Source organism: Pseudooceanicola sp. HF7, assembly GCF_011806405.1.
Classification (GTDB): Bacteria; Pseudomonadota; Alphaproteobacteria; order Rhodobacterales; family Rhodobacteraceae; genus Pseudooceanicola.
In genome coordinates this window covers 1-16,526 of the sequence record NZ_JAATOW010000056.1, presented here as the reverse complement: position 1 = coordinate 16,526, position 16,526 = coordinate 1, and the positions used below count along the sequence as shown (strand labels likewise).

Genomic DNA, 16,526 nt, shown 5'->3' with positions numbered 1-16,526 from the left:
GGGTGACCAGGGTCAGCTTGCGCTTGGCCGCCAGCCGGCCATCGCCGATATCGGAATGCCAGTCGAAATGGCCCTGCCGGTCCGACCCGTAGCGCGCCAGCTGCGGGCTTTCAGAGAAATCCTGAAGGTCGAAATCAAAGCTTTCGCGGTTGGCCTGGCGCACCAGGTCGATCAGCCGGTCCATGACCCAGTCGTTATCCGGCACCTCGTCCAGCCAGACCAGCTCTGCCCGGCGCAAGTTGTGGTCGCGCGCCTGGCGCACAAGGCCCGCGTCCTGCGCGGGGGCGGTGCGGGCAACCTGGGACAGGGTTGCGCATTCGGTCAGGCTGAAGGCCTGGGGGATCACGTGGAGGGCTAGCATGGACATCCGTTCCTGGGGGAAGGATGAACTAGCCCATGCGCGGGTCTGCCGCTCTGTCGGGAGCGACCTGCAAGATGTCGCTTTCAGCCCGTCTCTGCTCTGGCCCGTCTCAGGGGACGTCGAGGCCGCTGCGGCAATTCCTGATGCAGCCATTTCCCCGGTGCGGGAGAGGGGCTCAGCCCGGGTCGCGCCAGCGGTTGGCGATCGGGTAGCGCCGGTCCAGCCAGAAGGCGCGCTTGGTCAGTCGCGTGCCCGGCGCCGACTGGAAGCGCTTGTATTCGGAGATGTAGAGCAGGTGCTCGACCCGCTTGGCATCCTCATGCGCATAGCCTGCGGCCACGCAATCGGCGATCGATCCGTCCAGGTCCACAAGGATCTCCAGGATCCCGTCCAGCACCGGGTAATCGGGCAGGGAATCGCTGTCCTTCTGGTCCGGGCGCAGCTCTGCCGAGGGCGGCTTGGTGATGATCCGCTCCGGGATCGGCGCGCCATCGGGGCCGGCCATCCAGGGACGGTGGTTGGCATTGCGCCAGCGGCACTGTTCGAACACCCGGGTCTTGTAGAGATCCTTGATCGGATTGTAGCCGCCGTTCATGTCGCCGTAGATCGTGGCATAGCCCACGGCCACCTCGGACTTGTTGCCGGTGGTCAGCAGCATTTCCCCGAACTTGTTGGACATGGCCATCAGCAGCAGCCCGCGCAGGCGGGACTGGATGTTCTCTTCGGTGATATCGGTGTCATGGTCTTCGAAGAGCGGCGCCAGGGTCTGGGTGATCGCATCGCGCCCGGCGCTGATCGGCACGTTGTCCAGCCGGGTGCCAAGCGCCTTTGCCAAGGCGCGGGCATCCTCCAGCGATTCTTCCGAGGTATATTCAGAGGGCAGCATCACGCAGCGCACGTTCTGCGCGCCAAGCGCATCGACGGCCACCGTGGCCACGATCGCGGAATCGATGCCCCCGGACAGGCCCAGCAGCACCTTGGTAAAGCCGGTCTTGGCACAGTAGTCGCGCAGGGATTCGACCATGGCGCGGTAATCCTGCTCCCAGTCGTCGGGCACCGGCGCCATCTCGCCGGGAACGATGCGCCAGCCCTCCGGGCCGCGCTCCAGGTCCACCTGGGTCACCGCCTCGTCGAAGACCGGCATGTGGAAGGCCAGGCCGCCGCCGGGGTTCAGCCCGAAGCTGCCCCCATCGAAGACCTGGTCATCCTGGCCGCCTACCATGTTGAGGTAGATCAGCGGCAGCCCGGTTTCGACCACGCGGGCGACCATGTGGTTGTAACGCGTGTCCAGCTTGCCGCGGTAATAGGGCGATCCGTTGGGGACCAACAGGAACTCCGCCCCGGTCTCCGCCAGGGTCTCGGCGACCTCCGGGTGCCAGGCATCTTCGCAGATCGGGCTGCCCACGCGGGTATTGCCCACGGCATAGGGCCCGCCCAGGGGGCCACTGTCATACAGGCGCACCTCGTCGAAGACGGTCTCGTTGGGCAGGTTGTGCTTGAGCACGCGGGACACCACCCTGCCGCCGCGGCAGATGTGGTAGGCGTTGTAAAGCGAGGCGCCCTCGATCCAGGGGCCGCCGATGGCCAGGGTGGGGCCGTCGGCGCATTGCTGCGCAAGGGCCTCGATCGCGGCGATGGCGGTCTGGTGGAAGACGGGTTTCTCCACCAGGTCCTGGGTGTTGTAGCCGGTGATGAACATTTCCGGCAGGGCGACCAGGTCAGCCCCGGCCTCTCGGCCTTCCTGCCAGGCGGCAAAGGCCTTGGCGGCATTGCCTTCGATGTCGCCCACGCTGGGGTTCAGCTGCGCCAGTGTGATGCGGAACCGGTCTGCCATGATGCTCTCTCTGCCGTGCCTGCGGGTGCCTCTGGCCTGCTTACCGGGCCATTGCGCCAAGGGAAAGGCGATTTGGCGAAACCCGTTGCCCCGGCTTTGCCCCTCGCATAGGTTTTCGACCAGACGGGCAAGCTTGGGCCAGGGTCCAGCCAGCCTTTTCGTTACCGGGAGGCAAGATGGCACAGAAGCTGATGATCCTCGCAGGCCTGGCGGCAGCCGTCGCCCTGGGGACCGCGCAGGCCCAGGATGGCGACATCCGCACCAAGCAATACGAAGACGGCGGGGTTTACGAGGGCCAGTTCGAGAACGGGCTGCAGAACGGGCGCGGCACCTACCGGCTGCCCAACGGCTATGAATACACCGGCGAATGGGTCGCCGGAGAGATCCGCGGCCAGGGCGTGGCACGCTTTCCCAACGGCTCTGTCTATGAGGGCGCCTTCGCCAAGGGCAAGCCGGAGGGCACGGGGCGCATCACCTTTGCCGATGGCGGCACCTATGAAGGCGACTGGCTGGACGGCAAGATCACCGGCCAGGGGATCGCCACCTATGCCAATGGCACCCGCTATGAGGGCGGCTTCCTGAATGCCAAGCACCACGGCAAGGGCCGGATGGAAATGGCCGATGGCTATGTCTACGAAGGCGACTGGGCCAATGGGGTCAAGGATGGCCAGGGCAAGATCACCTTCCCCGATGGCGCCACCTACGAAGGCGGGCTCAGCCAGGGCGAACGCGACGGGCAGGGCACGCTGATCTTGGCGGACGGGTTCCGCTACAGCGGCGACTGGGTCGCGGGGCAGATGACCGGCAGCGGCAAGCTGACCCAGCCCAACGGCGATATCTACGAAGGCGACCTTGTGGATGGCGTGCGCCAGGGCCAGGGACGCGTGACCTATGCCAACGGCGATGTCTACGAAGGCGGCTTTTCCGCGGACATGCGCGATGGCGAAGGCAGCTTTACCGGCGCGGACGGCTTCCGCTACGCCGGGGTCTGGCAGGAAGACAGCATCACGGGCCTCGGCTCCGTCACCTTCCCCGATGGCTCCGTCTACGAGGGCGAGATGGCAAACGGCCTTGCCAATGGACAGGGCCGGATCACCTATCCCTCCGGCGCCACCTACGAAGGCGGCTGGGCCGACGGCGTGATCCAGGGCGAAGGGGTGGCGACCTTCCCCAATGGCACCCGTTACGAAGGCGGCTTCCAGGACTCGCAGAACCACGGCTACGGCGTGCTCACCCATGCGGATGGCTACAGCTACGCGGGCAACTGGGTGGCCGGCCAGCGCGACGGACAGGGCAAGGCCAGCTTCCCCGGTGGCATGGTCTATGACGGCACCTTCAAGGCCGGGCTGCGCGATGGGCAGGGCAAGATCACCATGCCCGACGGCTTCACCTACGAAGGCCAGTGGAGCGCGGGCGAAATGACCGGCCAGGGCAAGGCGATCTATGCCAATGGCGACACCTACGAAGGCGCCTTCCTGGACGGGCGCCGCCATGGCAAGGGCACCCTGAGCTACGCCAGCGGAGAGGTCGTCTCGGGCAATTGGATCAACGGCGCATTGGAACAGCCCGCGGCAGAGCCAGACGCCGCCGCCGCCGCCCCGGAAGGTGAATGACATGCAAGACGACACGCCCATCCTGTCCCAGGACCTGGCCTATGAGGCCGCAGAGACTGCCTGCCATGGCTACCTGGCGATGCCGGGCGGCGCGGGGCCCGTGCCGGGGGTGCTGGTGGCCCATGCCTTCGGCGGCATCGGTGACTTCGAACGCCGCCAGGCGGACCGGCTGGCCCGCCAGGGCTACGCCGCGCTGGCGCTGGACTACTACGGCAACGGCTGGCAGGCCGGCTCCCGTGAAGAGGCGGCAGAGCGGATGGCAGAGCTGAACGCGGATCGCCCCCTGCTGCTCCAGCGGATGCAGGCGGCACTCAAGGCGCTTGCCCGCTTGCGCGAAGTGGATGAAACCCGCCTTGGCGCAATGGGCTTCTGCTTCGGCGGCAAGGCGGTCCTGGACCTGGCGCGCAGCGGCGCCGCCTTCCAGGCCGGGGCCAGCCTTCACGGCGTCTATGACGCGCCGCCCTCAGGCAGCCAGGACATGCAGGCCGCGCTGCTGGTGCTGCATGGCTGGGATGACCCGCTGGCCCCGCCCCAGGCCGTCACCGCCCTGGCCGAAGAGCTGACGCTACATTGCCCGGACTGGCAGATCCTCGGCTTCGGGCACACGGGCCATGCCTTCACCAACCCGGCCGTCTCGGCTGCGGCCCCCGGCTTCGGCTACTCCGAAACCGCCGCGCCCCGTGCCTTCGCCGCCCTGGATCGCTTCCTCGCCGAAAAGCTCGCCTGAGCCACCCCGCACCCGTCCCGGCAAAACGGCCCGGCCCCCCATCGAGGGGGCCCGTCCCGTCGTCGTCTCCGCCTCCCGTCCAGGCCGCCGGCCCCGCACGTGACACCTCACCCCTTTCTTCTTGCCAAAAAACTCCCGCCGGAGGCATCCCCAGACCGCCCCGCGCGCAACCGCCCGCCCGAAGGCACACCCCCTGAAACGCAGAAAGCCGGAGCTTTCGCCCCGGCCCCCGCCAATCCCGATCCGCTTGGGATCAGAGCTGTTCCATCACCGCGTCATCGGCCTCGAAGTTCGCCGTCACGCGCTGGACGTCGTCGTCGTCCTCAAGGGCGTCGATCAGCTTCATCAGCTTCTGCATCCCTTCCAGGTCCAGTTCCGTCGTGGTCGTCGGCTTCCACACCAGCTTGGTGCTTTCGCTTTCGCCCAGCTCATTTTCCAGCGCGGTGGAGACGTCGTTCAGATCGGTGTCCGCGCAATAGATCACGTGGCCGTCGTCAGAGCTTTCCACGTCTTCCGCCCCGGCCTCGATCGCGGCCATCATCACGGTGTCCGCATCGCCCGCATCGGCGGGGTAGATCACCTCGCCCTTGCGGTCGAACATGAAGCCAACGGACCCGGTTTCGCCCAGGTTGCCGCCGTTCTTGGAGAAGGTGGAGCGCACGGTCGATGCCGTCCGGTTCACGTTGTCGGTCATCGCCTCGACGATGATCGCCACGCCGCCGGGGCCATAGCCCTCGTAACGGATTTCCTTGTAGTCATCGCCGTCGCCCGCCTGCGATTTCTTGATCGCGCGGTCGATCACGTCCTTGGGGACGGATTGCGACTTGGCTTCCTTCACGGCCATGCGCAGCCGCGGGTTCTTGTCGGGATCCGGGTCGCCCATCTTGGCGGCCACGGTGATCTCCTTGGAGAGTTTCGAAAACAGTTTCGACCGCGCGGCGTCCTGGCGCCCCTTGCGGTGCTGGATGTTCGCCCATTTAGAGTGGCCGGCCATCGATGCCTCCTGGTCCTGTTGTGCTTGGCTCGGAACCCTATACGGCAGCGCGGGGGGGCTTCGCAAGACACAGGGCACCGCCTTGGCACCCGGGCCGTCTCTGGGCTTTATTTGGGCGACGTCAGCCACCCCGCCGCCAGGTCACAGGGCGTAGCAGGAAGGTGACAGGCTGCCACGGGCGTGCCGCCGGGGTTTGACGCAGCGGCAGGCGCCGGTGTCTTGTGGTGGCGTGCTGGCCCCGGGCCCGCATCCCCCAGCCGCCGCCACGGAAAGACCCATGATGCTCAAAGCCCTGATCCGCCCGCTTCTCGCGCTTGCGCTCGCCGCGCTCCTGCCCCTTGCCGCCAGTGCGCAACAGGCCGGCTCCGCCCTGCCGGGGCGGGACCAGCTGGCCCAGGCAGGCAGTGGCCACTGGACCGTCTCCTTCGAGAACCACTGCTCGGAAACGGTCTATCTGTACGTCCATTACCTGCCCCCACAGCAAGCCGCATGGAGCGATGCGGGACCGGTCAGCCTGCCACCGGACGCCCGCAAGACGATCTTCCGCACGGACAACCGGATTTATTATTACTACGCCGCCGACAAGGCCCGCACCTGGGACGGGGAGATGCCGCGCAGGCTTCCCGGCAGTCTCATCCAGGTCAACTACCGCGAGAAACGCATCGAAAGCGACACTCCGGGCCAGACCGTCGTGATCTCCTGCTCCAGCAGCTACGATCAGACCGGGCAGCACCGGATCCGCATCTTCAACAACTGCTCGCGGCCCTACCGGGTCATGCTGCACTACGACAACCTTGACGAGGGCTGGAAGACAGAAGGCTGGTGGACCCTTGAGCCTTATGAAACCAGGGAACTGCGCAAGACGCGCAGCCCGCACTATTACCTTGTCGCCGAAGCCGAGGACCGGCCGCAGGATTTCACCACCTTCACCGGCCCGCATGAGTTCACCTACAGGGGCCGGACCTATCGCATGGTAAAGACCGGTTTCGAACATTTCTTCACCGCGCTGCTCTGCTGAAGGCGGGCCGGTGAAAAAAACGGAGTAAAAGGGGGCCGATGAGGCCCGACTGCGCGGTTGAGCGGCAGCGCCCAAGGCTGTAGATCAGGGGGCAGGGAAGCCCCCATCGATTTCCAAAAGACATTTGACCCGCAAGGAGACCGCCGGCCTCATGACCAGCATATTGCTCGAGCAATTCGTGATCCTCTGGGTGGTCATTGATCCGATCGGCACCATTCCCGTCTTTGTCTCCGTCACGGGGGGCTACAGCGTCGCGCAGCGCCGCCGCATTGCCTTCGAAGCGGCCGGTACCGCCTTCGGCGTGCTGTTCTTCTTCCTGGTCTTCGGGCAGTTCCTGATAGATGCGCTGGGCATCACGCTGGAGGCCTTCCAGATCGCGGGTGGGCTGGTCCTGTTCCTTTTCGCGCTGACGATGATCTTCGGCTCCGGCGACGATTCCGACCAGATGGCGGATGGGCAGACACCGGCGATCTTTCCGCTGGGCGTGCCCTCGCTGGCCTCTCCGGGGGCGATGCTGGCCATCGTCCTGCTGACGGACAACAACCGGTTTTCCATCCCCGAACAGGCGGTGACCGCGGCGGTGATGCTCTCGGTGGTGGCCTTTGCCCTGCTGGGGATGCTGATGGCCGGCCCGATCCTGAAGATCATCCGCCCCGCCGGCGCGGCCATCGTGAGCCAGGTCATGGGCATGGTGCTGGCCGCCGTTGCCATCGACAACATCATAGAGGCCATCTTCGACCTGATCGCCACCGCCACCTGATCAGGCCTGATCGGGGCGCTGATCCGGCCCCTGTGCGGGTCGCCGCCACCCCTATTCGCGAAAATCCGTTATGGCGAATTCAGGCTCTACCCATGGCGCGCCACCATGCTAGGTCTGCTCCATGACCATGGACCAGATCATCCTGTTTTCGCTCTTCTTTGCCGTCTTCGCCCTGCTGCTCTGGGGGCGCTGGCGCTATGACCTCGTGGCCTTCTCGGCGCTGATGGTCGGGGTCGCCAGCGGCGTCGTCCCCTATGAAGAGGCCTTTTCCGGCTTCGGCCATGAGGCAACGCTGATCGTCGGGCTGGTGCTGGTGATCTCTGCCGGGCTGGTCCATTCCGGGGCGGTTTACCTGATCACCCGGACCCTGCTGGATTCAGGGCGCAAGCTGGGCGCGCATATCGCCATCATGGGCGGCATCGGCGCGGTGCTCTCGGCCTTCATGAACAATGTCGCGGCGCTGGGCCTGCTGATGCCGGTGGATATCCAGGCGGCCCAGAAGGCGGGGCGCTCGCCCGGCCTGTCGCTGATGCCGCTCAGCTTTGCCACCATCCTGGGCGGCATGGCCACGCTGATCGGCACGCCGCCCAACATCATCATCTCCACCTTCCGGGCCGAATCCCTGGATGCGCCCTATTCGATGTTCGATTTCGCCCCCGTCGGCGGGCTGACCGCGCTGGCGGGGCTGGCCTTCGTGGCGCTGATCGGCTGGCGCCTGATCCCGCAGCCCGAAGATGGCCGCCTGACCGCCAAGGAGCTGGCGCAATACGTGGCAGAGCTGACCGTGCCGGAAGACAGCAAGCTGATCGGCAAGCGCGTCTTCGAGCTGAACGAGGACGCAGAGAAGGCCGATGTTGCCATCATCGGGCTGATCCGGGGCGACCGGCGGCTTTATGGCTCTGCCCGAAACACCAAGCTTGAGGCCGGCGATGCGCTGGTGCTGGAAGCCGTGCCGGAGGCGCTGGATGAATTCCGCTCCGCGCTGAACCTTGCCTTCTCTGACGAGCGGCGCGAAGAGCTGCTGGTGGCCAGCGGCGAAGGCCTGGACGTGCTGGAAGTGGTCGTGCCGGGTGATTCCCGCCTGGTCGGGCGCAGTGCCCAGGCCGTGGGGCTCAGCTGGCGGCAACGCGCGGTACTCATGGGCATCTCGCGCAAGGGCCGGCGGATCACCCGCCAGGTCCGCCGCACGGAGATCGAGCCGGGCGACCTGCTGCTGCTGCTGGTGCCCAAGGACCAGGGCGGCGTGATCGCCGACTGGCTGGGCTGCCTGACCCTTGCCGATCGTGGCCTGGCCGTCACCGACAATACCAAGACCTGGTCTGCCATCGGCCTGTTCGCCGCCGCCGTGGCCGCCGCCAGCTTCGGGTTCATCCACCTGCCCATCGCCCTAGGCATGGTGGTCGTGGCCTACCTGCTGCTGCGCATCGTGCCCCTGAACGAGCTCTATACCTCGGTCGAATGGCCGGTGATCGTGCTGCTGGGCTCGATGATCCCGCTGGGCACGGCGCTGGAAAGCTCCGGGGGGACAGAGCTGATCGCCAATGGCCTGGTGAGCCTGACCAATGGCTGGCCGGCCTGGGCGATCCTGACCGCGCTGATGGTGGTGACCATGACCCTGTCGGACGTGCTGAACAACACCGCGACAACCATCGTGGCCGCGCCCATCGGGATCTCCATGGCCAACAGCCTTGGCGTTTCTGCCGATCCGTTCCTGATGGCGGTCGCCGTGGCGGCCAGCGCGGCCTTCCTGACCCCGATCGGACACAAGAACAACACGCTGATCCTGGGCCCTGGCGGCTACCGCTTCGGGGATTACTGGCGCATGGGCCTGCCGCTGGAAATCCTGGTGGTGGCCGTGTCGATCCCGCTGATCCTAGTGTTCTGGCCGCTCTAAGACCCCGGGCAGGGCTTCGAAACTGCGGCAGGAAACGCGGTGATTCCCTTGAAAGGCTGGCCCGTCCCTGCGATGGGCCGGCAGAGCCTGCCTGGTATGGCCGCCGCCCAGTAGACCCGCACCAAGTGCCGCCAGCCCGCCAAGCGTTTGAAATACCGGTAAATCCTGACGGCGCACCCCTCCGCTGACATCCCCTCGCGCCGCTTTCACACGCCATTTCGCGAATTTGATCCGGATCAAGGTGGCCTGCCGCAACGCGGCGTAGGCTCGCTTCCAATGGCCCGCAGAGGCCGGCGTACCCGGGTCCACCCGATGGGAGAGACAACAGATGAAACCGCTTGGAAACCAGGTTGAACACTATTGGCTCGTGCAACGGATGGCCAAGGCCGTCGGCACGGATCTTGCCGCCGCTTACGAGGACGGACGGATCGGGGATGCGGATTGGGCGGCCATGGTCGGCCGCTGCCGCAATTGCCAGGTGACCTGTGCCTGCAAGGACTGGCTGACCGAGGCCGAGCTTGAAGGGACACAGCGGGATGCCACCGTGGCCGGGTGTGAAAACGCCCTGGTCTTGCCGAAGATCTGACAGGGCGCGCCGCCGCACCCCTGCCGCAGAAGGAGTAGAGACATTGGGTTTGTTCAAGCGAATTGACGAGAATGCACAGCTCATGGACCGCATGGCCGCCACAATCGGCGCCCGGACCCCGGTGCTGGCCAATGGCAACCTGGCCGCGGCCAGCGCCTATCGCGCGGCGCTGATGAGCTGCGCCATGTGCAACCGCACCCAGGAATGCCGGCATTTCCTGAACAGCCACACCCAGGCCGACCACCCGCCCGCCTATTGCCGCAATGGCACCTGGCTGGACGGGCTGAAACGCGAACCGGCCTGATCACGAATAGGCCCTCTCGGGGGGCCAAAGAGATGCCGCGCGGGTCCAATGCATCGTGAGGTCACCAGCCCAGGGGAGCGGGCTCGACCTCCATCAACGGCGATGCATGGGAATGCGGCCTACCTGCCGGTGCGGCGTGGATCCCCCGGGATCCCCTGCACCGGCTTTTTCATTACTGGCGCTCTCACGACCTGCCTGCGGGCGCTCAGCGCCACGCCGGCCAGGATCCTTCAGTGTTCAGCCAGGATCCGGCCCCACAGGTCATACTCCCCGGCCTCGTCGACCTCCACGGTGACGATATCGCCGGGTTTCAGCGCCTCGTGCCCCTCGTCGATGAAGAGGTTGCCGTCGATTTCCGGCGCATCCGCATGGGTGCGGCAGGTGGCGGCGTCTTCATCCACCTCGTCCACGATGACCTGCAGGGTCCGGCCCACCTTGGCCTCCAGCTTGGCTTCGGAAATCGCCTGGGCCCTTTCCATGAAACGGTCCCACCGCTCCTGTTTCACTTCGGCCGGCACGTGATCGGGCAGCTCGTTGGAGCGCGCGCCCTCGACGTTCTCGTACTGGAAGCAGCCCACGCGATCCAGCTGCGCTTCGTCCATCCAGTCCAGCAGGTACTGGAACTCTTCCTCCGTCTCGCCGGGATAGCCGACGATGAAGGTCGAGCGCAGGGTGATGTCCGGGCAATCGGCGCGCCAGGCGGCGATCTCGTCCAGGGTGCGGGCACTGGCGGCCGGGCGCGCCATGCGCTTCAGCACCTCCGGGTGGCCATGCTGGAAGGGGATGTCGAGGTAGGGCAGGAGGCCGTTCGCAGGATCCGCCATCAGCGGGATCAGGTTGCGCACATGCGGGTAGGGATAGACGTAATGCAGCCGCACCCAGGCCCCGAGCGAGCCGAGGTCCCGCGCCAGGTCCGTGATATGCGCCCGGTGCCCGCGCTCTTCGGCATGCTTGATGTCCACCCCGTAGGCCGAGGTGTCCTGGCTGATGACCAGCAACTCCCTGACGCCCGCGTCGACCAGCTTCTCCGCCTCGCGCATCACCGCATGGGCAGGGCGCGACTGAAGCCGCCCGCGCATGTCCGGGATGATGCAGAACTTGCACTTGTGGTTACAGCCCTCGGAGATCTTGAGATAGCTGTAATGGCGCGGTGTCAGGCTGACGCCAGAGGCCGGCAGCAGGTCGACGAAGGGATCGGGACTGGGCGGCACGGCGGAATGGACCGCGTCTAGCACCTGCTCGTATTGATGCGGGCCGGTGACGGCCATGACCTTGGGATGCACGCCGGTGATATACTCGGGCTCCGCGCCCAGGCAGCCGGTCACGATCACGCGCCCGTTCTCCTTCAGCGCCTCGCCGATGGCCTCAAGGCTCTCGGCCTTGGCGGAATCGAGGAACCCGCATGTGTTCACGATCACCGCATCGGCCCCGGCGTAATCGGGGCTGATCGCGTAGCCTTCCGCGCGCAGCCGGGTCAGGATCCGCTCACTGTCCACCAGCGCCTTGGGGCAGCCAAGGGACACCATCCCAAGAGAGGGCTGGCCGTCACGGCGGGGACCCGTGCCAAAGTGCGGCGCGGGGGCAAGGTCTGGGCGGAGGTTCGGCGGATTCTGGGACATGCGCTGCCTATAGAGCGAATCGGTGGCGATGGGAATTGCCCGTCACTCTACCCGGTTTCGGGGCGCGCGCGGGTGGGGGCCAGCCCCCTCGGCCCTACGGGCCTCACCCCCGAAGTATTTCCGGCCAGATGAAGGGGGATCGCGGCGCCAGGTTCCGCGCCGTCCCGCCTCTTCACCTGGCCGGAAATACTTTGGGGGTGAGGCCCGTAGGGCCGGGAAGGGGCAAAGCCCCTTATCTCTAAACCGATGCGGTCAGCGCTTGCGGTCGCGGCGAGAGGACATGGGCTGGAAGGCCACGCCCACGTGGGCTTCGCAATAGGGTTTGCCGGCCTGGACGGGCAGGCCGCAGAACCAGAAATCTTCCGTTGCAGGATCGCCCACGGGCCATTTGCAGGTCCGCTCGGTGAGCTCCATCAGGGTCAGGCGCTTTGCCTTCTTCTCGATCTCCGAGACCTTGGCCAGGGCTTCCGGGCTGATCTCGTTGGCAGAGGGCTGCGGCGGCAGGGGTTGGCCGGCCGGGATGATCGCCTTGCGGGCGGGCGTCGGTGCCGGCGACGGCGCAGAAGCCGCCGGGGCGGGTGCGGGTTTTGGTTCCGGGGCGGGAGCGGCTTCTGCCGTCTCGCGCTTCGGGGCGGCGGGCTTGGCTTTGGCATCTGCCTTGGCGGGCTGTGCCGCCGCGGGGGCCGCGCCGCCGGAGCGGTTGGACAGCCCCAGCCGGTGCACCTTGCCGATCACCGCGTTGCGGGTGACGCCGCCAAGCTCCTTGGCGATCTGGCTGGCCGACTGGCCCTCCGACCACATCTTCTTCAACAGCTCGACGCGTTCATCGGTCCAGGACATTTGGGGAGCCTCCAGCTTGCTCAACGGCCGCCCATGCCTCAGGGGCGGCCCGTGGCGGCCTTCCGGGGCCGCCTTTTCGGATCAGGTGCCTATTTTATGCATCGGGCGCGAAGTTACAAGGAGGCCGGGGGGCCTCCTTGTCGCCTCGGGCGTCCGAAACCGCTTTTTTCTAGAGCCCGAGGCACCAGCGCATGACGGCCTTCTGGGCGTGCAGGCGGTTCTCAGCCTCATCGAAGATGACCGAGTGCTTGCCGTCCATCACGGCAGAGGTCACTTCCTCTCCGCGGTGGGCCGGCAGGCAGTGCATGAAGAGCGCATCGGGTTTGGCCGCGCCCATCAGCACGTCGTTCACCTGGTAGGAGCGCAGCATGTTGTGGCGCCGCTCGCGCATGCTCTGGGGGTCATGCATCGACACCCAGGTATCGGCCACCACCAAGTCCGCCCCCTCCACGGCGCGCATGGCGTCGCGTTCGATGCTGACGCTGACGCCCTTGTCCCGGGCAAAGCCCACGGCCTTGGGATCGGGGTCCAGCTGCATCGGGCCGGTGAAGGTGAAATCGAAGCCGAATTGCCCCGCCGCATGCAGGAAAGAGGCGCAGACGTTGTTGCCGTCACCGGTCCAGACCACCTTCTTGCCCTTGATCGGGCCGCGGTGCTCTTCGTAGGTCAGGATGTCCGCCATGATCTGGCAGGGATGGGAATTGTCCGTCAGCCCGTTGATCACCGGCACGCTGGCATGTTCGGCCAGCTCATGCAGGATGTCCTCGCTGAAGGTCCGGATCATGATCAGGTCGACGTAGCGCGACAGCACGCGGGCGGTGTCGGCGATGCTCTCGCCATGGCCCAGCTGCATCTCCGAGCCCGACAGCACCATGGTCTGCCCGCCCATCTGGCGCACGCCCACGTCGAAGCTGACGCGCGTCCGGGTCGAGGGTTTTTCGAAGATCAGCGCCACCATGCGCCCGGCCAGCGGCTGGCTGTCATCGGGCGTGCCCTTGGGGCGGCCTTCGCGGGCACTCTTCATGGCGCGGGCATGGTCGATCATCTGCCGCAGTTCGCCGGCATCGGTCGTATGCAGATCGAGGAAGTGGTTCATCTCGTCATCCTGTCTCGGCCCCGGCGCGGCGATGGCCGCCGCCGGGGAACTTTCGTATCAGCCCGCTTGCTGGCTGGAGCTCACTGCCTTGGCGGCGGCTTCCAGCCGGGTGACGGCCTCGGCAATCTCGTCTTCGGTGATGGTCAGCGGCGGCAGAAGGCGCACCACGTTGTCGGCGGCCGGCACGGTGATGATCTCGGCGTCATAGCCGGCCTTGACCAGATCCGCCGGGGCGACCTTGCACTTGAGGCCGATCATCAGGCCCTGGCCGCGGACGCTGTCGAAGACATCCGGGAATTCGGCCACCAGCCCCTCCAGCTTCTGGCGCAGGGTGCCCGCCTTGCGGTTCACGCTCTCTAGGAAGTCGTCATCGGCGATGATCTTCAGCACGGCGCAGCCCACGGCACAGCCCAGCGGGTTGCCGCCATAGGTGGACCCATGGGTGCCCGGCCCCATGCCGGAGGCCGCCTCTTCCGTGGCCAGCACCGCGCCCAGCGGGAAGCCCCCGCCGATGCCCTTGGCCGCCATCATGATATCGGGCGTGATCCCGGCCCATTCATGGGCGAACAGCTTGCCGGTCCGCCCCACGCCGCATTGCACCTCGTCCAGGATCAGCAGCACGCCGGCCTCGTCGCAGATGGCGCGGAGCGTCTTCAGATCCTCGGAGGCAAGCGGGCGGATGCCGCCTTCGCCCTGGATCGGCTCGATGATCACGGCGGCGGTGGCCTCGGTCATGGCCTCCTTCAGCAGCCCCCAGTCGCCATGGGGCAGCACCTTGAAACCGGGCAGCAGCGGGCCCATCCCCTTGACCATCTTCTCGGTCGGGGCGGCCGCAATCGCGGCAGAGGAACGGCCGTGGAAGGCCCCCTGGAAGGAGATGATCTCGACCTTCTCGGGCTTGCCCTTCTCGTACCAGTACTTGCGCGCCATCTTGACGGCCAGCTCCATCGACTCGGTGCCCGAGTTGGTGAAGAACACCGTGTCGGCAAAGGTCGCATCGACCAGCCGCCGCGCCAGCTCTTCCTGCTGGGGGATCTCGTAGAGGTTGGACAGATGCCAGACCTTGCCTGCCTGGTCGGTCAGCGCCTCGACCAGCGCGGGATGGGCATGGCCCAGCGCGTTCACGGCAATCCCGGCGCCCATGTCCAGGAATCGGCGCCCGTCCTCCTCGATCAGCCAGGAGCCTTCGCCCTTCACGAAATGAAGGGGCGCACGGGAATAGGTCGGCAGAACAGGAGGGATCATGGGAGTCCTCTGGTTTGTAAGAGGCCTTCTGAGAGCATGTGCCAGAGGGCCAAGTCAAGTTTTCACGGATGATACAGGGGGGTCTTGCTGGGTGCGCCGCGACATTTTGGGCGCAGGATCGGGCTGGCCGCCTCCGGAACGGAGGCCGCAGGTCACGCGCGTCGGCGTCGGCGGATGATATGGGCCAGTGCGATCATGGGCCCCGCTTACGGTATTTCCCGCCCCCTGACCAGAGCGAAAACGGCGCACGGCCCGCGGCCCCATCGAGGGCCCGCCGCCCGTCGTCGGCTGCGCCTCCCGGACCAGGGGCGCGGCCTGCCCCTTCTTCTTGCCGAAAAACTCCCGCCGGAGGCATCCACCGGCCTGCCAGGGGCGTCATGGCCGGACCGGGAGCGGGCGGGGCGGGCCTATCCCCGTAAACCCGCCAGCATCTTTTCCGCGGCCAGCGCCGGTGTCAGCGCGCCGCTGGCAACCTCGTCGGCCAGGGCGCTCAGGCGGGCCTTGGCCTCGGGGCCGTCAAGACGGGCCAGCAGACCCTGGCGGACCTCCTCGGCGAACCAGAAACGCGCCTGTTCCGCGCGGATCCTGTCGAAATGGCCCTGTTCGCGCCGCCAGTCGGCCAGGGTCTGCATCTGTGCCCAGGCCTCTTCCAGCCCCTCTTCGGACAGGGCAGAGACCAGCAGGGCACGGGGGTAGCCCTCCGGATCCTGCGGGCGCTTGCGCAGAAGGCGCAGGGCGCCGGCGTAATCGGCGCAGGTGCGCATGGCAGAGGGTTTCAGCGCGCCATCGGCCTTGTTTACCAGGATCATGTCGGCCATCTCCATGATGCCCCGCTTGACCCCCTGCAGCTCGTCGCCCCCCGCCGGTGCCAGCAGCAACAGGAACAGGTCCGAGATCTCGGCCACCACGGTTTCGGACTGGCCCACGCCGACGGTCTCCACCAGCACCACGTCGAAGCCGGCGGCCTCGCAGAGCGCCACGGCTTCGCGCGACCGGCGGGCCACGCCGCCCAGCTGGGTCTGGCTGGGGGAGGGGCGGATATAGGCGCCGGGGGCGCGGGCCAGCCGGGGCATCCGCGTCTTGTCGCCCAGGATGGAGCCGCCCGAGCGGGCCGAGGAGGGATCCACCGCCAGCACCGCCACGCGCAGACCGCGCTCGGTCAGCATCATGCCGAAGCTCTCGATGAAGGTCGATTTGCCGACCCCAGGGGTGCCCGACAGGCCGATGCGCAGTGCCTGCCGACCATCCGGCGCCAGCCGCTGCAGAAGCGCGGTCGCGGTGGCGCGGTGATCGGCCCTGCCGCTTTCCACCAGGGTGATGGCGCGCGACAGCGCCCGGCGGTCTCCGGCAAGGATCTTCTGCGCAAGCGTCTCGATGTCCATGGGGCCTCCCTTCCTTCCTGACGGGTTTAGCCGCGCAGGGCAGGGCGGTCCAGTGTGGCGGGGGTCGCATGGGGGCGCTGCCCCCGCCGCGCTTGCGCGCGTCTCCCCCGGAGTTTTCCGGCAAGGTGAATGGGGCGGCGGAGACGCGTTCTCCCGCCGGGGTTTGGGGGTGAGAGGTTCACGGGCGGGCGGTGGACGAAGCGCGGCGGGCATCGCATAAGGACGGCATGGAAAGATTGCCGATCGAAGATGC

Annotated in this window: 15 protein-coding genes; 7 read left to right on the top strand and 8 right to left on the bottom strand. The window is 66.9% G+C overall.

Annotation, left to right across the window (positions count from 1 at the left end):
- Positions 1 to 361 (bottom strand): 2OG-Fe(II) oxygenase (locus HCZ97_RS19815; RefSeq protein ID WP_167690843.1); only part of this gene is annotated, 361 nt, incomplete at its 3' end.
- Positions 362 to 536: 175 nt separating this feature from the next.
- On the bottom strand, positions 537 to 2,195 hold the full coding sequence (locus HCZ97_RS19810; RefSeq protein WP_167690842.1) for an NAD+ synthase: 1,659 nt from the start codon (positions 2,193 to 2,195) through the stop codon (positions 537 to 539).
- 176 nt (positions 2,196 to 2,371) lie between these two features.
- On the opposite strand from HCZ97_RS19810, the gene HCZ97_RS19805 reads away from it, so the two are divergent.
- Together HCZ97_RS19805 and HCZ97_RS19800 are read left to right on the top strand one after the other, a co-directional pair.
- A complete protein-coding gene (locus tag HCZ97_RS19805; RefSeq protein ID WP_167690841.1) occupies positions 2,372 to 3,808 on the top strand; it encodes an MORN repeat-containing protein in 1,437 nt (478 codons plus the stop codon).
- A 1-nt stretch (position 3,809) separates the two neighbouring features.
- Positions 3,810 to 4,535: a dienelactone hydrolase family protein gene (locus tag HCZ97_RS19800; RefSeq protein ID WP_167690840.1), complete on the top strand. Its 726-nt coding sequence runs from the start codon at positions 3,810 to 3,812 to the stop codon at positions 4,533 to 4,535.
- A 253-nt stretch (positions 4,536 to 4,788) separates the two neighbouring features.
- On the opposite strand, the gene HCZ97_RS19795 is transcribed toward HCZ97_RS19800, so the two are convergent.
- Positions 4,789 to 5,529 (bottom strand): YebC/PmpR family DNA-binding transcriptional regulator, encoded by a 741-nt coding sequence (locus tag HCZ97_RS19795; protein ID WP_167690839.1) that lies wholly within the window; start codon positions 5,527 to 5,529, stop codon positions 4,789 to 4,791.
- A 277-nt stretch (positions 5,530 to 5,806) separates the two neighbouring features.
- Here HCZ97_RS19795 and HCZ97_RS19790 point away from each other — a divergent pair, with 277 nt between their 5' ends.
- The 5 genes from HCZ97_RS19790 (at position 5,807) to HCZ97_RS20775 (ending at position 10,091) form a co-directional block, all read left to right on the top strand.
- On the top strand, positions 5,807 to 6,547 hold the full coding sequence (locus HCZ97_RS19790) for a DUF1036 domain-containing protein (protein WP_167690838.1): 741 nt from the start codon (positions 5,807 to 5,809) through the stop codon (positions 6,545 to 6,547).
- 151 nt (positions 6,548 to 6,698) lie between these two features.
- On the top strand, positions 6,699 to 7,307 hold the full coding sequence (locus HCZ97_RS19785) for a MarC family protein (protein WP_167690837.1): 609 nt from the start codon (positions 6,699 to 6,701) through the stop codon (positions 7,305 to 7,307).
- 121 nt (positions 7,308 to 7,428) lie between these two features.
- Entirely contained in the window at positions 7,429 to 9,201 is a 1,773-nt protein-coding gene (locus tag HCZ97_RS19780) for an SLC13 family permease (protein WP_167690836.1), read from the top strand.
- 328 nt (positions 9,202 to 9,529) lie between these two features.
- Complete coding sequence (locus HCZ97_RS19775; protein WP_167690835.1) at positions 9,530 to 9,787, top strand: DUF6455 family protein; 258 nt, start codon at positions 9,530 to 9,532, stop codon at positions 9,785 to 9,787.
- Entirely contained in the window at positions 9,738 to 10,091 is a 354-nt protein-coding gene (locus HCZ97_RS20775) for a DUF6455 family protein (protein WP_303048736.1), read from the top strand. Before HCZ97_RS19775 ends, HCZ97_RS20775 begins: the two co-directional genes overlap by 50 nt.
- Positions 10,092 to 10,321: 230 nt before the next feature.
- On the opposite strand, the gene rimO is transcribed toward HCZ97_RS20775, so the two are convergent.
- From rimO to meaB, 5 genes are all read right to left on the bottom strand, one after another.
- Positions 10,322 to 11,710: a 30S ribosomal protein S12 methylthiotransferase RimO gene (gene rimO, locus HCZ97_RS19765; protein WP_167690833.1), complete on the bottom strand. Its 1,389-nt coding sequence runs from the start codon at positions 11,708 to 11,710 to the stop codon at positions 10,322 to 10,324.
- A gap of 252 nt (positions 11,711 to 11,962) precedes the next feature.
- A complete protein-coding gene (locus HCZ97_RS19760) occupies positions 11,963 to 12,550 on the bottom strand; it encodes a GcrA family cell cycle regulator (RefSeq protein WP_167690832.1) in 588 nt (195 codons plus the stop codon).
- A 169-nt stretch (positions 12,551 to 12,719) separates the two neighbouring features.
- Complete coding sequence (gene argF / locus HCZ97_RS19755) at positions 12,720 to 13,646, bottom strand: ornithine carbamoyltransferase (protein ID WP_167690831.1); 927 nt, start codon at positions 13,644 to 13,646, stop codon at positions 12,720 to 12,722.
- Between the two features lie 57 nt (positions 13,647 to 13,703).
- Positions 13,704 to 14,891 carry an aspartate aminotransferase family protein gene (locus HCZ97_RS19750; RefSeq protein WP_167690830.1) on the bottom strand — a complete coding sequence of 396 codons (1,188 nt, stop codon included), beginning with the start codon at positions 14,889 to 14,891 and terminating at the stop codon, positions 13,704 to 13,706.
- A 407-nt stretch (positions 14,892 to 15,298) separates the two neighbouring features.
- Complete coding sequence (meaB, locus tag HCZ97_RS19745; RefSeq protein ID WP_167690829.1) at positions 15,299 to 16,273, bottom strand: methylmalonyl Co-A mutase-associated GTPase MeaB; 975 nt, start codon at positions 16,271 to 16,273, stop codon at positions 15,299 to 15,301.
- Positions 16,274 to 16,526 lie beyond the last annotated feature (253 nt).

Coding starts and splice junctions, on each gene's coding strand:
- HCZ97_RS19810 (WP_167690842.1), bottom strand. CDS start 2,195: ATGGCAGACCGGTTCCGCATCACACTGGCGCAGCTGAACCCCAGCGTG.
- HCZ97_RS19805 (WP_167690841.1), top strand. CDS start 2,372: ATGGCACAGAAGCTGATGATCCTCGCAGGCCTGGCGGCAGCCGTCGCC.
- HCZ97_RS19800 (WP_167690840.1), top strand. CDS start 3,810: ATGCAAGACGACACGCCCATCCTGTCCCAGGACCTGGCCTATGAGGCC.
- HCZ97_RS19795 (WP_167690839.1), bottom strand. CDS start 5,529: ATGGCCGGCCACTCTAAATGGGCGAACATCCAGCACCGCAAGGGGCGC.
- HCZ97_RS19790 (WP_167690838.1), top strand. CDS start 5,807: ATGATGCTCAAAGCCCTGATCCGCCCGCTTCTCGCGCTTGCGCTCGCC.
- HCZ97_RS19785 (WP_167690837.1), top strand. CDS start 6,699: ATGACCAGCATATTGCTCGAGCAATTCGTGATCCTCTGGGTGGTCATT.
- HCZ97_RS19780 (WP_167690836.1), top strand. CDS start 7,429: ATGACCATGGACCAGATCATCCTGTTTTCGCTCTTCTTTGCCGTCTTC.
- HCZ97_RS19775 (WP_167690835.1), top strand. CDS start 9,530: ATGAAACCGCTTGGAAACCAGGTTGAACACTATTGGCTCGTGCAACGG.
- HCZ97_RS20775 (WP_303048736.1), top strand. CDS start 9,738: ATGCCACCGTGGCCGGGTGTGAAAACGCCCTGGTCTTGCCGAAGATCT.
- rimO (WP_167690833.1), bottom strand. CDS start 11,710: ATGTCCCAGAATCCGCCGAACCTCCGCCCAGACCTTGCCCCCGCGCCG.
- HCZ97_RS19760 (WP_167690832.1), bottom strand. CDS start 12,550: ATGTCCTGGACCGATGAACGCGTCGAGCTGTTGAAGAAGATGTGGTCG.
- argF (WP_167690831.1), bottom strand. CDS start 13,646: ATGAACCACTTCCTCGATCTGCATACGACCGATGCCGGCGAACTGCGG.
- HCZ97_RS19750 (WP_167690830.1), bottom strand. CDS start 14,891: ATGATCCCTCCTGTTCTGCCGACCTATTCCCGTGCGCCCCTTCATTTC.
- meaB (WP_167690829.1), bottom strand. CDS start 16,273: ATGGACATCGAGACGCTTGCGCAGAAGATCCTTGCCGGAGACCGCCGG.